General features: G+C 60.7%; 12 protein-coding genes. 11 read left to right on the top strand and 1 reads right to left on the bottom strand.

Annotated elements, in window-relative coordinates:
• Positions 1 to 46: 46 nt before the first annotated feature.
• The 11 genes from edd (at position 47) to AC1DIH_RS13675 (ending at position 13,650) form a co-directional block, all read left to right on the top strand.
• On the top strand, positions 47 to 1,873 hold the full coding sequence (gene edd, locus AC1DIH_RS13725; protein ID WP_427536068.1) for a phosphogluconate dehydratase: 1,827 nt from the start codon (positions 47 to 49) through the stop codon (positions 1,871 to 1,873).
• On the top strand, positions 1,870 to 2,820 hold the full coding sequence (locus AC1DIH_RS13720) for a glucokinase (protein ID WP_477772077.1): 951 nt from the start codon (positions 1,870 to 1,872) through the stop codon (positions 2,818 to 2,820). Before edd ends, AC1DIH_RS13720 begins: the two co-directional genes overlap by 4 nt.
• A 164-nt stretch (positions 2,821 to 2,984) precedes the next feature.
• Positions 2,985 to 3,716, top strand: a complete 732-nt coding sequence (locus tag AC1DIH_RS13715) for a response regulator (RefSeq protein WP_019693222.1) — start codon at positions 2,985 to 2,987, stop codon at positions 3,714 to 3,716.
• Positions 3,706 to 5,175, top strand: coding sequence for an ATP-binding protein (locus AC1DIH_RS13710; RefSeq protein ID WP_477772076.1), 1,470 nt, complete (start codon positions 3,706 to 3,708; stop codon positions 5,173 to 5,175). Before AC1DIH_RS13715 ends, AC1DIH_RS13710 begins: the two co-directional genes overlap by 11 nt.
• A gap of 228 nt (positions 5,176 to 5,403) precedes the next feature.
• Positions 5,404 to 6,663, top strand: a complete 1,260-nt coding sequence (locus AC1DIH_RS13705; protein WP_477772075.1) for a D-mannose isomerase — start codon at positions 5,404 to 5,406, stop codon at positions 6,661 to 6,663.
• 117 nt (positions 6,664 to 6,780) lie between these two features.
• Positions 6,781 to 8,088 carry an ABC transporter substrate-binding protein gene (locus tag AC1DIH_RS13700; protein ID WP_347927818.1) on the top strand — a complete coding sequence of 436 codons (1,308 nt, stop codon included), beginning with the start codon at positions 6,781 to 6,783 and terminating at the stop codon, positions 8,086 to 8,088.
• Between the two features lie 122 nt (positions 8,089 to 8,210).
• Entirely contained in the window at positions 8,211 to 9,119 is a 909-nt protein-coding gene (locus AC1DIH_RS13695; RefSeq protein ID WP_019693218.1) for a carbohydrate ABC transporter permease, read from the top strand.
• Positions 9,112 to 9,957 carry a carbohydrate ABC transporter permease gene (locus AC1DIH_RS13690; protein WP_054593683.1) on the top strand — a complete coding sequence of 282 codons (846 nt, stop codon included), beginning with the start codon at positions 9,112 to 9,114 and terminating at the stop codon, positions 9,955 to 9,957. The genes AC1DIH_RS13695 and AC1DIH_RS13690 overlap by 8 nt, the downstream gene beginning before the upstream one ends.
• Positions 9,958 to 9,960: 3 nt before the next feature.
• Positions 9,961 to 11,121: an ABC transporter ATP-binding protein gene (locus AC1DIH_RS13685; RefSeq protein ID WP_477772074.1), complete on the top strand. Its 1,161-nt coding sequence runs from the start codon at positions 9,961 to 9,963 to the stop codon at positions 11,119 to 11,121.
• A gap of 208 nt (positions 11,122 to 11,329) precedes the next feature.
• Entirely contained in the window at positions 11,330 to 12,676 is a 1,347-nt protein-coding gene (locus AC1DIH_RS13680) for a carbohydrate porin (RefSeq protein ID WP_477772073.1), read from the top strand.
• Positions 12,677 to 12,795: 119 nt separating this feature from the next.
• On the top strand, positions 12,796 to 13,650 hold the full coding sequence (locus AC1DIH_RS13675) for a D-hexose-6-phosphate mutarotase (RefSeq protein ID WP_477772072.1): 855 nt from the start codon (positions 12,796 to 12,798) through the stop codon (positions 13,648 to 13,650).
• A gap of 126 nt (positions 13,651 to 13,776) precedes the next feature.
• On the opposite strand, the gene AC1DIH_RS13670 is transcribed toward AC1DIH_RS13675, so the two are convergent.
• Positions 13,777 to 14,637, bottom strand: coding sequence for a MurR/RpiR family transcriptional regulator (locus AC1DIH_RS13670; protein ID WP_173859948.1), 861 nt, complete (start codon positions 14,635 to 14,637; stop codon positions 13,777 to 13,779).
• Between the last annotated feature and the right edge of the window lie 131 nt (positions 14,638 to 14,768).

Raw genomic sequence — 14,768 nt, 5'->3', positions numbered from 1 at the left:
ATAGACACGAACAGGTCGCCACATCCGTTAGCCTGGAGTTCTACACATGCATCCCCGCGTACTTGAGGTCACTGAACGGCTTGTCACCCGTAGCCGCGCTACCCGTGAGGCCTACCTTGCACTGATTCGCGGCGCCGCCAGCGATGGCCCGATGCGCGGTAAGCTGCAATGCGCCAACTTCGCCCACGGCGTGGCCGGGTGTGGCACCGAAGACAAGCAAAGCTTGCGGATGATGAACGCCGCCAACGTGGCGATTGTTTCGTCATATAACGACATGCTCTCGGCGCACCAGCCGTACGAGCACTACCCGGAACAAATCAAACACGCATTGCGCGAGATCGGTTCGGTCGGCCAGTTCGCTGGCGGCGTGCCGGCCATGTGCGACGGCGTGACCCAGGGCGAGCCGGGCATGGAGCTGGGCATTGCCAGCCGCGAAGTGATCGCGATGTCGACCGCTGTCGCGCTGTCGCACAACATGTTCGACGCGGCAATGATGCTCGGCATCTGCGACAAGATCGTGCCGGGCCTGATGATGGGCGCATTGCGCTTCGGTCATCTGCCGACGATTTTCGTTCCGGGCGGGCCGATGGTGTCGGGCATTTCCAACAAGGAAAAAGCCGACGTGCGCCAGCGCTATGCCGAAGGCAAGGCCAGCCGTGAAGAGCTGCTGGAATCGGAAATGAAGTCCTACCACAGCCCCGGCACCTGCACCTTCTACGGCACCGCCAACACCAACCAGTTGCTGATGGAAGTCATGGGCCTGCACTTGCCGGGCGCGTCCTTCGTCAACCCGAACACCCCGTTGCGTGATGCCCTGACCCGCGAAGCTGCACACCAGATCACCCGCCTGACCAAGCAAAGCGGCAACTTCATGCCGATCGGCGAAATCGTCGACGAGCGTTCGCTGGTCAACTCGATTGTTGCGCTGCACGCCACCGGCGGTTCGACCAACCACACCCTGCACATGCCGGCCATCGCCATGGCGGCTGGTATTCAACTGACCTGGCAGGACATGGCCGACCTCTCCGAGGTGGTGCCGACCCTGAGTCACGTCTACCCGAACGGCAAGGCCGACATCAACCACTTCCAGGCTGCGGGCGGCATGTCGTTCCTGATCCGCGAACTGCTGGAAGCCGGCCTGCTTCACGAAGACGTCAACACCGTGGCCGGCCATGGCCTGAGCCGCTACACCCAGGAACCGTTCCTGGAAAACGGTGAACTGGTCTGGCGCGAAGGCCCGATCGAAAGCCTCGATGAAAACATCCTGCGCCCCGTTGCCCGTGCGTTCTCGCCTGAAGGCGGCCTGCGGGTCATGGAAGGCAACCTCGGTCGCGGTGTGATGAAAGTCTCGGCCGTGGCGCCGGAGCATCAAGTGGTCGAAGCACCGGCGATGGTCTTCCAGGACCAGCAGGACCTGGCCGATGCGTTCAAGGCCGGCCTGCTGGAGAAGGACTTTGTCGCGGTGATGCGCTTCCAGGGCCCACGCTCCAACGGTATGCCGGAACTGCACAAGATGACGCCGTTCCTTGGTGTGTTGCAGGACCGTGGTTTCAAAGTCGCGTTGGTCACTGACGGACGGATGTCCGGCGCGTCGGGGAAAATCCCTGCGGCGATTCACGTCAGCCCGGAAGCCTTTGTCGGTGGTGCTTTGGCGCGCGTGCAGGAGGGCGATATCATCCGCGTCGATGGCGTCAAAGGCACCTTGCAGCTTATGGTGGACGCCGATGAATTTGCCGCTCGCACACCGGCCAAAGGCCTGCTGGACAATGGCATTGGCTGTGGTCGCGAGTTGTTTGGCTTCATGCGCATGGCCTTCAGCTCGGCAGAGCAGGGCGCCAGCGCCTTTACCTCTGCCCTGGAGACCCTTAAGTGAAACTAGCGCTGGTCGGTGACATTGGTGGAACCAATGCGCGTTTTGCGTTGTGGAAAGACCAGCAACTGGAGTCGATCCGGGTGCTGGCGACAGCCGACTATGCCTGCCCGGAAGACGCCATCGGCGTCTACCTGAGCGGCCTCGGCCTGGCGCCCGGTTCGATTGGCGCGGTGTGCCTGTCGGTCGCCGGCCCGGTCAGCGGCGACGAGTTTCGTTTTACCAACAACCACTGGCGGCTGAGCCGCAAGGCCTTTTGCCAGACCTTGCAGGTCGACCGGTTGTTGCTGGTCAACGATTTTTCGGCCATGGCCCTGGGCATGACGCGCCTGCAACCGGGCGAGTTCCGGGTGGTCTGCGAAGGCACGCCGGAGCCGCTGCGCCCGGCGGTGGTGATCGGTCCCGGCACCGGCCTCGGGGTCGGCACCTTGCTGGATCTTGGCGAAGGCCGTTGGGCCGCATTGCCGGGGGAGGGCGGGCATGTCGACCTGCCACTGAGCAGTCCGCGAGAAACCCAACTGTGGCAGCACATCTACAACGAGATCGGTCACGTCAGTGCCGAAACAGCGCTGAGCGGCGGCGGTTTGCCGCGCGTCTATCGGGCGATTTGTGCTGTCGACGGGCATGAACCTGTGCTCGATACCCCGGAAGCCATCACCGCTGCCGGCCTTGCAGGCGACCCGATTGCCGTGGAGGTGCTCGAGCAGTTCTGCTGCTGGCTCGGTCGAGTGGCCGGCAACAACGTGCTGACCGTCGGTGGGCGCGGCGGTGTCTACATCGTCGGTGGGGTGATTCCGCGGTTTGCCGATTTCTTTCTCAAGAGCGGTTTTGCCCGCTGCTTCGCCGACAAGGGCTGCATGAGCGAGTACTTCAAGGGCATTCCGGTCTGGCTGGTGACTGCACCGTATTCCGGTTTGACTGGTGCGGGAGTGGCACTGGAGCAGGCTTGAGACCGCAGTGGCTTCATCGCGAGCAGGCTCGCTCCCACAGGGTTGCGTACATTCAAATCCTTGTGGGAGCGAGCCTGCTCGCGATAGGGCCCTGACAGGCACCATAGATCCATGAACGATCAGGCATAATCCGTCCCAACACTAACAACAAGGATGCCTTCGAAGTGAGCTCAGTCAACAAGTCGATTTTGTTGGTCGATGACGATCAAGAGATACGCGAGTTGCTGGACACCTACCTCAGCCGCGCAGGGTTTCAGGTGCGGACCACGCCCGACGGTGCCGGTTTTCGCCAGGCGTTGAACGAGGCACCGAGTGATCTGGTGATCCTTGATGTGATGTTGCCCGACGAAGACGGCTTCAGTTTGTGTCGCTGGATTCGCCAGCACCCGCGTCAGGCCCAGGTGCCGATCATCATGCTCACCGCCAGTTCCGACGAGGCCGACCGGGTCATTGGCCTGGAGCTCGGCGCCGACGATTATCTTGGCAAACCCTTCAGCCCCCGTGAATTGCAGGCGCGAATCAAAGCCTTGCTGCGCCGTGCCCAGTTCGGTCAGGAGCGTTCGGGTGGCGAGGTGTTGGCTTTCGATGAATGGCGGCTGGACATGGTCAGCCACCGGCTGTTTCACACCGATGGCGAAGAAGTGATTCTCTCCGGTGCCGATTTCGCGCTGCTGAAACTCTTCCTCGATCACCCGCAGGAAATTCTCGACCGCGACACCATCGGCAATGCCACCCGTGGCCGCGACCTGATGCCGCTCGATCGCATCGTCGACATGGCCGTCAGTCGTTTGCGCCAGCGTCTGCGCGATACCGAAAAACCTCCGCGTTTGATCCGCACCGTGCGTGGCAGTGGTTATCAACTGGCCGCCAATGTAGTCGCCAGCAATGGCCACTGAGTTCTTCACTCGCCTGATACGGCGGGTGCCGGTACCGCGTTCGCTGCTTGGGCGGATGCTGTTGCTGACCCTGCTGGCGGTGTTGTTCGCGCAGACGCTGTCGAGCGTGATCTGGGTTTCGCAATTGCGTGCCACGCAGCTGGAAGGACTGGTCACCGCGGCCCGCAGCCTGGCGCATTCGATGACTGCCAGCGTCAGTTACTTTCGTTCCTTGCCGGTGGCGTACCGACCGCTGGTTCTCGACCAGTTGCGCAGCATGGGCGGCACCCGATTCGTGGTGACGCTCAACGATAAACCGCTGGAAATGCAGTTGTTGCCACCGACCCCGCGCAAAGAAGCGGTGTTGGCGGCAGTGGATGAAGTGCTGCGGCAATCGCTGGGCGCGGACACCAATATCTCGGTGCAATTCGTCAGCCCGGACGATCTGCGGATCTTCAATGGCGGTTTGAAACTCGATGAGTTGCCGCGTTCCTGGGCGCACTACGCGCTGACCCTGGAGCCGGTCAACCCGCCGGTGCTGGTCACCCAAATCAAACTGGCCCAAGGCGAATGGCTGTACATCGCTTCGCTGTTGCCCGAGCCCTATACCAGCCTCGAAGAGCAGGGCCTGCCGTCGCAGCAGGTCTGGTTCATCGTGCTCACCAGCGGTTTTCTGTTGTTGTTCATTGGCCTGTTGGTGCACTGGCAGAGCCGACCGCTCAAGCGTCTGGCGCGGGCGGCGCGGGACATGTCGCTGGGTGCCGAAGTGGAACCGGTGGCCGAGGGCGGTGGCAGTGAAGTGGTCGAAGTCGGCCGCGCCTTCAACGCCATGCGCGAGCGCATCAGCCGCTACCTGACGGAGCGCAGCCAGTTGTTCAGTGCCATTTCCCATGACTTGCGCACCCCCATCACGCGTCTGCGCCTGCGGGTCGAGTTGCTGGAGGATGAGCGGCTGCAAGCCAAGTTCGGGCGTGATCTGGATGAATTGGAGCTGCTGGTCAAAGGCGCACTGCAATGCGTCAAGGACACCGACATCCACGAAAACATCGAGCCGGTGGACCTCAATCATGTGCTTGATTGCCTGGTCGAGCCTTACCTGGCGCCCAACGGCAATGGTCGCGTCACCCAGCAAGGTCGGGCGCTGGCGCCGTATCCCGGCAAGCCGCTGGCGCTCAAGCGCTGCATCGGCAACCTGATCGACAACGCTCTCAAATATGGGCAGAACGCGCATCTGCACATCGATGACGACGACAGCGCATTCATCCTGCACGTCGACGACGAAGGCCCGGGAGTACCCGAGCAGCGACTGGAGCAAGTGTTCGAACCGCACTTCCGGTTGGCCGGCCAGCAGCAGGGTTATGGGCTGGGGTTGGGCATCGCGCGCAATATCGCCCATAGCCATGGTGGGGAAGTGAGCCTGCAGAATTTGCGCGAGGGCGGACTGCGGGTGACGTTGCAGTTGCCTCGCAGTGTTGATTAGAGGCACCGCGTTATCGTTCATCGCGAGCAGGCTCGCTCCCACATTGGACTTGTGTACGACGCAAAACTACTGTGGGAGCGAGCCTGCTCGCGATGGCGTCAGTCCCTACAACACATGCCTCACGGCCAATGTCACAAGTCAGTGACATACCCGACCCCCTTCGTTACCTGCCCGCCACCGCCCGTTGTTTAGACTCTTCCCAGTCATAACAACAAAAACAGGCACCCCATGAACACCACCCCTCCTGCCTTCAGCAGTTGGCTGAACGCACCTGCCCATCAGCAATGGCTGGCCGACGAAGGCCTGCGCCTGCTGGCTTTCGCCAAGGCATCGAAGCTGCCTGAAGGCTTCGGTAACCTGGACGAACACGGCCAATTACCGGCCGACGCCCAGGCCCACACCATGAACACCGCCCGCATGACCCACAGCTTTGCCATGGCGCACATTCAGGGCCTGCCGGGATTTGCCGAGCTGGTGGATCACGGCATCAACGCCCTCAATGGCCCGCTGCGTGACGCCGAGTTCGGTGGCTGGTTTGCAGCGCCCGATCACCGTGATGGCGATACCGGCAAGGCCGCTTACCTGCACGCTTTCGTGGCACTCGCGGCGAGTTCTGCGGTGGTTGCCCAAAGGCCTGGAGCAGATGCCTTGCTCAGTGATGCCATCGCCATCATCGAGCAGCATTTCTGGAGCGAAGAGGAGGGCGCGCTGCGTGAATCCTTTAATCGCGACTGGAGCGAAGAGGAACCCTATCGCGGTGCCAACAGCAACATGCACGCCACTGAAGCCTTTCTCGCGCTGGCCGATGTCACACAGGACAGCCGTTGGTTGAACCGTGCCTTGCGAATTGTCGAGCAGGTGATTCACCGGCACGCAGCGGCCAACGACCATTTGGTGGTCGAGCATTTTGATCGCGATTGGCAACCGTTGCGCGGCTACAACCAAGCCAATCCGGCTGACCACTTCCGACCATACGGCACCACGCCGGGCCATGGTTTCGAATGGTCACGGCTGCTGTTGCACCTCGAAGCGGCACGCGGGCAGGCCGGTATGCTGACCCCCGGTTGGCTGGTGAGCGACGCGCAACAACTCTTCGCCAATAACTGCCTTCACGGATGGGACGTCGATGGCGCGCCAGGCATTGTCTACACCCTCGACTGGGACAATCGACCGGTCGTGCGCCAGCGTTTGCACTGGGTTCACTGCGAAGCCAGTGCCGCCGCCAGTGCCTTGCTCAAACGCACCGGTGAGGCGCAATACGAAACCTGGTACCGGCGTTTCTGGGCGTTCAGCGACCGCTGTCTGATCGACCGGATTCACGGCAGCTGGCACCACGAACTCGACCCGCAAAACCGTCCGAGCGCCGAGATCTGGGGCGGCAAGCCAGACCTCTATCACGCCTGGCAAGCGGTGTTGATTCCACGCTTGCCGTTGGCACCGAGCATGGCCAGCGCATTAGCCCAAGGCTCTGGTTTGGCACTTATGTAACCATGCAGTGACATTTTGCCGTCGCTTCGTTACCTGCCAAGCGATCTACGCTGTTTAAACTCGTTTGCAGCGCAAGCACCAGACTTGCATGCATAACAACAAGAAAGGTACCGCTAGATGAATGCGATTTCTCGCCTCGCCACTGTCGTTTCTCTTGCCACACTGTTTCCCCTGACTGCATTTCCTCTCAGCGCACTTGCCGCCGATTCCAAAGGTTCCGTGGAAGTCGTGCACTGGTGGACTTCGGGCGGTGAAAAAGCAGCGGTCGATGTCCTCAAGGCTCAAGTCGAAAAAGACGGCTTCACCTGGAAGGACGGTGCGGTCGCCGGCGGCGGTGGCGCTACGGCCATGACCGTACTCAAAAGCCGCGCCGTAGCGGGTAATCCGCCAGGCGTCGCGCAAATCAAAGGTCCGGATATCCAGGAGTGGGGCAGCACTGGCCTGCTCAGCACCGATGCGCTGAAAGGCGTTTCCAAAGCTGAAAACTGGGACGGCCTGCTCTCGAAGAAAGTCTCCGATACCGTCAAATACGAAGGCGATTACGTCGCCGTTCCGGTGAACATTCACCGCGTCAACTGGCTGTGGATCAACCCGGCGGTCTTCAAGAAAGCCGGCATCGACAAAGCCCCGACCACCCTCGAAGAGTTCTATGCCGCTGGCGACAAACTGAAAGCTGCGGGCTTCATTGCCCTGGCCCACGGTGGTCAGCCTTGGCAGGACAGCACCGTGTTTGAAGACGTGGTGCTCTCGGTCATGGGCCCTGAGGGCTACAAGAAAGCCCTGGTCGATCTGGACCAGAAAACCCTGTCCGGCCCGGAAATGGTCAAGTCCTTCACCGAGCTGAAAAAACTCACCGGCTACATGGACCCCAACCGCGCGGGCCGTGACTGGAACATCGCTGCCGCCGACGTGATCAACGGCAAGGCCGGCATGCAGATGATGGGTGACTGGGCCAAGAGCGAATGGACCGCCGCCCACAAGGTAGCGGGCAAGGACTATCAGTGCGTGCCGTTCCCTGGTACTGAAAAAGCCTTCACCTACAACATCGACTCCCTGGCGGTGTTCAAGCTCAAGGCTGATCGCACCGGCGATATCGCCGCTCAGCAGGACCTGGCCAAGGTCGCGCTGGGTAAAGACTTCCAGAAGGTCTTCAGCATCAACAAGGGTTCGATCCCGGTGCGCACCGACATGCTCAATGACATGAGCGCGTCGGGCTTCGACTCCTGCGCCCAGGCGTCGGCCAAAGACTTCCTGGCAGACGAGAAGACCGGCGGCCTGCAACCGAGCATGGCGCACAACATGGCCACTTCCCTGGCTGTGCAAGGCGCGATCTTCGATGTGGTGACCAACTTCATGAACGACAAGAGCGCTGACCCGGCCAAGGCCAGCGCCCAACTGGCATCGGCCATCAAAGCCGCCCAGTAACACCAGGACCGCCGCGGGCCCGACCTGCGGCCAACCCCAGATCTTCGTCTCCCTGCACGGGCCATGGCTCGTGTTGTGGGGGCGCTCGGTCCGGATTTCACTTCTTCAACTGGATTATCCCGATGAGCTCTGTGGCGGTTTTCAGCAAAGCCTCACCGTTCGACGCACTGCAGCGCTGGCTTCCCAAACTGGTTTTGGCGCCGAGCATGCTGATCGTCCTGGTTGGCTTTTACGGTTACATCATCTGGACATTCGTTTTGTCCTTCACCAACTCCAGCTTCATGCCGAGCTACAAGTGGGTCGGCCTGCAGCAATACGTCCGGTTGATGGAGAACGACCGCTGGTGGGTCGCGAGCAAGAACCTCGCGGTCTTCGGCGGCATGTTCATCGGTATCAGCCTGGTGCTCGGGGTGTTTCTGGCGGTGCTGCTCGATCAGCGCATTCGCAAGGAAGGCTTCATCCGCACCATCTACCTGTACCCGATGGCGCTGTCGATGATCGTCACCGGTACTGCCTGGAAATGGCTGCTCAACCCAGGCCTGGGCCTGGACAAGATGCTGCGTGACTGGGGCTGGGAAGGCTTTCGCCTGGACTGGCTGGTGGATCAGGATCGCGTGGTTTACTGCCTGGTGATCGCTGCCGTATGGCAAGCCTCCGGGTTTGTGATGGCGATGTTTTTGGCCGGCCTGCGCGGTGTCGATCAGTCGATCATCCGTGCCGCTCAAGTCGACGGTGCGAGCCTGCCGACCATCTATTTGAAGATCGTCCTGCCAAGCCTGCGTCCGGTGTTTTTCAGCGCCTTTATGATCCTCGCGCACATCGCGATCAAGAGCTTCGACCTGGTGGCGGCGATGACCGCGGGCGGTCCGGGTTATTCCTCCGACTTGCCGGCAATGTTCATGTATTCCTTCACCTTCAGCCGTGGCCAGATGGGCATCGGTTCGGCGAGCGCGATGATGATGCTCGGCGCGATCCTGGCGATTCTGGTGCCGTACCTGTACTCCGAACTGCGAGGCAAACGCCATGAGTAATCAACTTGGCAAACCAGCCTTGAGCTTTAGCCGCATTGCGATCTACGCGACCTTGTTGCTGGCCGCTGCGGTGTATCTGATTCCGCTGGTGGTGATGTTGCTGACCAGCTTCAAATCCCCGGAAGACATCCGCACCGGCAACCTCTTGAGCTGGCCGCAAGTGATTGATGGCATTGGCTGGATCAAGGCTTGGGACGTGGTAGGTGGCTACTTCTGGAACTCGGTGAAAATTACCGTGCCGGCGGTGCTGATCTCGACCTTCATCGGTGCAATGAACGGCTACGTGCTGTCGATGTGGCGCTTCCGTGGTTCGCAGTTGTTCTTCGGCCTGCTGTTGTTCGGCTGCTTCCTGCCGTTCCAGACCGTGCTGCTGCCAGCCTCGTTCACCGTCGGCAAACTCGGCCTGGCCAACACCACCACAGGGCTGGTGCTGGTGCACATCGTCTACGGGCTGGCGTTCACCACGCTGTTCTTCCGTAACTACTACGTGAGCATTCCGGATGCGCTGGTCAAGGCGGCGCGGCTGGATGGTGCGGGCTTCTTCACGATCTTCGGGAAGATCCTGCTGCCGATGTCGATTCCGATCGTGATGGTCTGCCTGATCTGGCAGTTCACCCAGATCTGGAATGACTTCCTGTTCGGCGTGGTCTTCGCCAGTGGCGATGCCCAGCCAATCACCGTGGCCCTGAACAACCTGGTCAACACCAGCACCGGGGTCAAGGAATACAACGTTGATATGGCGGCGGCGATGATCGCCGGGCTGCCGACACTGCTGGTCTACATATTCGCTGGCAAGTATTTCCTGCGTGGGCTGACGTCCGGCGCGGTCAAGGGGTAGAACATGGCAACTCTCGAATTACGCAACGTCAACAAAACCTACGGCAGCGGCTTGCCGGACACCCTGAAAAACATCGAATTGAAGATCGATGACGGTGAATTCCTGATCCTCGTCGGCCCGTCCGGTTGCGGCAAGTCGACCTTGATGAACTGCATTGCGGGCCTTGAAAACATCAGCGGCGGGGCGATTCTGGTGGACGACGCTGACATCAGCGGCATGAGCCCCAAGGATCGCGACATCGCCATGGTGTTCCAGTCCTACGCGCTGTACCCGACCATGAGCGTGCGCGACAACATCGCCTTCGGCCTGAAGATCCGCAAAATGCCGGCGGCTGAAATCGACGAAGAAGTGGCGCGGGTCGCCAAGCTGCTGCAAATCGAACACTTGCTCAGCCGCAAGCCCGGCCAGCTCTCTGGTGGTCAGCAACAGCGCGTGGCCATGGGCCGTGCACTGGCGCGGCGGCCGAAGATTTATCTGTTCGACGAACCGCTGTCCAACCTCGACGCCAAGCTGCGGGTCGAGATGCGCACCGAAATGAAACTGATGCACCAGCGCCTGAAAACCACCACGGTCTACGTGACTCACGACCAGATCGAAGCCATGACTCTGGGCGACAAAGTGGCGGTGATGAAGGACGGGATCATCCAGCAGTTCGGCACGCCGAAGCAGATCTACAACGATCCGGCCAACCTGTTCGTTGCCAGCTTCATCGGCTCGCCCCCAATGAACTTCATCCCACTGCGTTTGCAGCGCAAGGACGGCCGTCTGCTGGCGTTGCTCGACAGCGGCCAGGCGCGTTGCGAGCTGCCGCTGGGCATGCAGGACGCCGGTCTTGAGGACCGCGAAGTGATCCTCGGCATGCGCCCGGAGCAGATCGTGCTGGCGAACGGCGAGGTCAATGGTTTGCCGACCATTCGCGCCGAAGTCCAGGTTACCGAGCCGACCGGTCCCGACACCTTGGTGTTCGTCAATTTGAACGAAACCAAAGTTTGCTGTCGTCTGGCGCCCGACGTTGCACCGGCCGTGGGCGAGACCCTGACCCTGCAATTCGATCCATCGAAAGTGCTGCTGTTCGATGCCAAGACTGGCGAGCGCCTGGGGACGGCCGGTCAAGCGAAAACCGGGACTCACAGCGACAACGTCGCTCAATTCAAAGGGCGCTGAAGATCAAATGTGGGAGCGAGCCGGCTCCGGGCGGCGTTCCGACGATAGCGGTGTTTCAGTCGACATCGATGTTGAATGTCGGATAGCTATCGCGAGCAGGCTCGCTCCCACAGGGGGGATATGTGGTGGGTGGTCTGTCATCCGCCGCAACCGCTGTAAACCGCGTTAGATAAAAACAGTTAATAACAATAAAGACGAGGATGTAGGGATGAAAAAGAAGAACAACGCTCAGCTTATCTGCCAATTGTCAGCTGTTGCGGTGCTGATCATGGCTGGTAACGCACACGCGGCTGACGCATTCAGCGCCGATTCCAAATGGATGACGGGGGACTGGGGTGGCGAGCGGACCAAGCTGATCGACCAAGGTATCGACATCAAGGCGGATTACGTCGGTGAAGTGGGCGCCAACCTCCACGGCGGCTACAACCACGACAAGACCGCACGTTACGCTGACCAGTTTGGTCTGGGCGTGGCGCTGGACCTGCAAAAGCTGTGGGGCTGGGATAACACCCAGGCCAAGATCCAGCTCACCAACCGTAACGGTCAGAACATCTCCAATGACCGTGTCGGCGATCCGCGTGCCGGCACCTTGAGTTCCTCTCAGGAAGTCTACGGTCGTGGCCATATGGTCCGTCTGACCCAATTGTGGGTTCAGCACCAGTTCCTCGACGGTAAACTGGACGTCAAAGCCGGTTACTTCGGCGAGGGCGAAGACTTCAACACCTTCCCTTGCGAGTTCCAGAACCTGGCGTTCTGCGGCTCCCAGGCGGGTAACTGGGCGACCGGTATCTGGTTCAACTGGCCAGTCATGCAGGCGGCGGTTCGCGTGAAGTACAACATCACGCCTGAGTTCTATGCGCAGATCGGCGCGTACAACCAGAACCCATCGCAACTGGAGCACGGTAACGGCTTCAAGCTCAGCGGCAGTGGTACCAAGGGCACCGTGTTGCCGGTCGAACTGGTCTGGTCGCCGAGGGTCAACAACCTGCCGGGCGAATACCGTGTCGGTTACTACAAGAGCACTGCCGACGCCAATGACGTCCGTAAAGACGACAATGGCGATGATGCCGCGACCACAGGCAGAGCCTTCCGCAGCCACGACAGCAAGCACGGCTACTGGTTTGTGGCGCAGCAACAACTCACCACCCACAACGGTGATGCTTCTCGCGGTCTGAACGTCGCGGCCAACGCGACTTTCCACGACAAGGACACCAACCTCGTCGACAACTACCAGTCGCTGATGTTTGTGTACAAGGGCCCATTCGACGCACGTCCAAAAGATGACGTCGGGATCGGTTTTGCCCGTATCCATGTCAACGATGACGTGAAGAAAAGCGCCGAGTTGCTCAACGTCGCCAATGGTGTCAGCGACTACGACAATCCGCTGTTCTCGCCACTGCGTTCCACTGAGTACAACTACGAGATCAACTACGGTTTCCACGTTACCAACTGGCTGACGGTGCGTCCTAACCTGCAATACATCACTCACCCGGGCGGTGTTGATGAAGTCGACAACGCGCTGGTCGCCGGTTTGAAAATTCAGTCGGTGTTCTAACGCAGCAGCGATAAGCTCCTCTCCATGTGCGCATTTTTGCGGACAGCCAAGGCTGTCCGCTTTTTTTTGGGGCGGCGCAGCCTCTCAGGTAGGACAGATGATTTTCAGGACCACGGCACATGCTTGAGCATCCGCTACAACGCTTCTTCAAATCCCTGCGCGAGCGCCCGGTGTTTGCCTGGGAGCGCTATCAGCAGCGCGAGGTGCTGGTGATCGACCATCCGCTGTGTCAGGCGGTGTTCAGTCGTCAGGGTGCGCAGTTGCTGCATTTTCAGCCCACGGGCCAAAAGCCCTGGCTCTGGTGCGCGGCGAAGTGGCCGCAGGTCGGGGCGATTCGCGGTGGCGTGCCGGTGTGCTGGCCGTGGTATGGCCGTCATCCAAGCGAAAATGCCTGGCCGTCCCATGGTTGGGCGCGGCTGATCGACTGGAAACTGATCGACAGCAGCACTGATGACGACGGCGTGCGCCTGCATTGGCAGTTGCAGCTGTGTGACTGGCAGGTGGACCTGCACGCGCACTTGGGTGAGCGCATGGATTTGCGCCTGAGCACCGAGCATCAGGACAGCCTGCCATGCCAGCTGAGCCATGCATTGCACGCCTATTGGCGTATTGGCGACGTTGCCGAGATAGCGCTGTCTGGGCTCGATGGCGCGCAAGGTTATGACCAGCTCAAGCGCCAGTTCTGCGAGCAAAAAGGCGAGTTGCGGGTGGAGGGTGGCTGTCAGCGGGTGTTCCAGCACGAGGGCGAATTACAGCTCAAGGACCACGCCTGGCAACGCCAGTTGTGCATCGATACCGGCGACAGCGCTGACACCGTGGTCTGGCATCCCGGGTCACGGCCGTTGCTGGGAGTGAGCTGGAATGAGGTCTCGGAGTTTGTCTGTGTAGAGGCAGCCTGCGGTGGTACCGATAGCCTGAGCCTGGCACCGGGGGAGCGGGCGCATTTGAGTTTGCAGGCAAGGGTTGGGGTTTAACTCAATTTTTGTGGTGTGGCGTCCATCGCCTTCGCGAGCAAGCCCGCACACAGGTACGGCGCGATCCTGTGGGAGCGGGCTTGCTCGCGAAGACGGTTTATCGGGCGACGCAGGTCTCAGAATGGGTTAACTGAACTCATCCCCGATCGGATACCGGCTGGCGTTTAGGCTTTCCTTGATCTTGCGCAGGTGCGGCTGGAAGTCGACGCCGCGGCGCAGGGTCATGCCGGTGGCGAGTACGTCGAGCACGGTCAGCTGGATGATCCGCGACGTCATCGGCATGTAGATGTCGGTGTCTTCCGGCAGCGGGATGTTCAGGCTCAAGGTGCTGGCCTTGGCCAGTGGCGAACCTTCGGCCGTCAGGCCCAGCACCGAGGCGCCGTTTTCGCGGGCAATGCGCGCCACCTCGACCAGTTCGCGGGTGCGCCCGGTGTAGGAGATGATCACGAACAGTTCGCCGGTGTGGGCCACCGAGGCAATCATCCGCTGCATCAGCACGTCGGCGTGGGCGGTGACCGCCAGGTTGAAGCGGAAGAACTTGTGCTGCGCATCCAGCGCCACCGGGGCTGACGCGCCGAGGCCGAAGAAGTGGATCTGACGGGCCTGGATCAGCAAATCCACGGCGCGGCTGATCAGGTTCGGGTCCAGTGCCTGACAGGCGCTGTCCAGCGATGCGATGGCGCTGCCAAAGATTTTCTGGGTGTAAGCTTCAGGATTGTCGTCGGCTTCCACCGCACGGCTTACGTAGGCCGCGCCGCTGGCCAGGCTTTGGGCCAGTTGCAGTTTGAGTTCCGGGTAGCCGCTGACACCGAACGAACGGCAGAAACGGTTGACCGTCGGCTCGCTGACCGAGGCGGCCTGGGCGAGGGCGGCAATACTGAAGCGAGTGGCCTGCTGCGGGTTGAGCAGGATCACTTCGGCGACCTTGCGTTCGGCCTTGTTCAGGTCTGCAAGGCGATTCTGGATTTGTTCCAGTAAATTTCGCACGCGGTCCATTTATGTTCCTTAGGTCGGCTATGCAGATTGGGCCTGTGAAGCGGCCCATAATGGTGGCCTATCCTACTGATGGCCCCGACCGACCACCACTCGGAATCTGTATTTTGGAAAAATGTTGTGGT

Source organism: Pseudomonas sp. 05N36, from assembly GCF_056397385.1.
The sequence above is the reverse complement of the archived record's forward strand: the minus strand, read 5'-3'. Positions and strand labels throughout refer to the sequence as shown.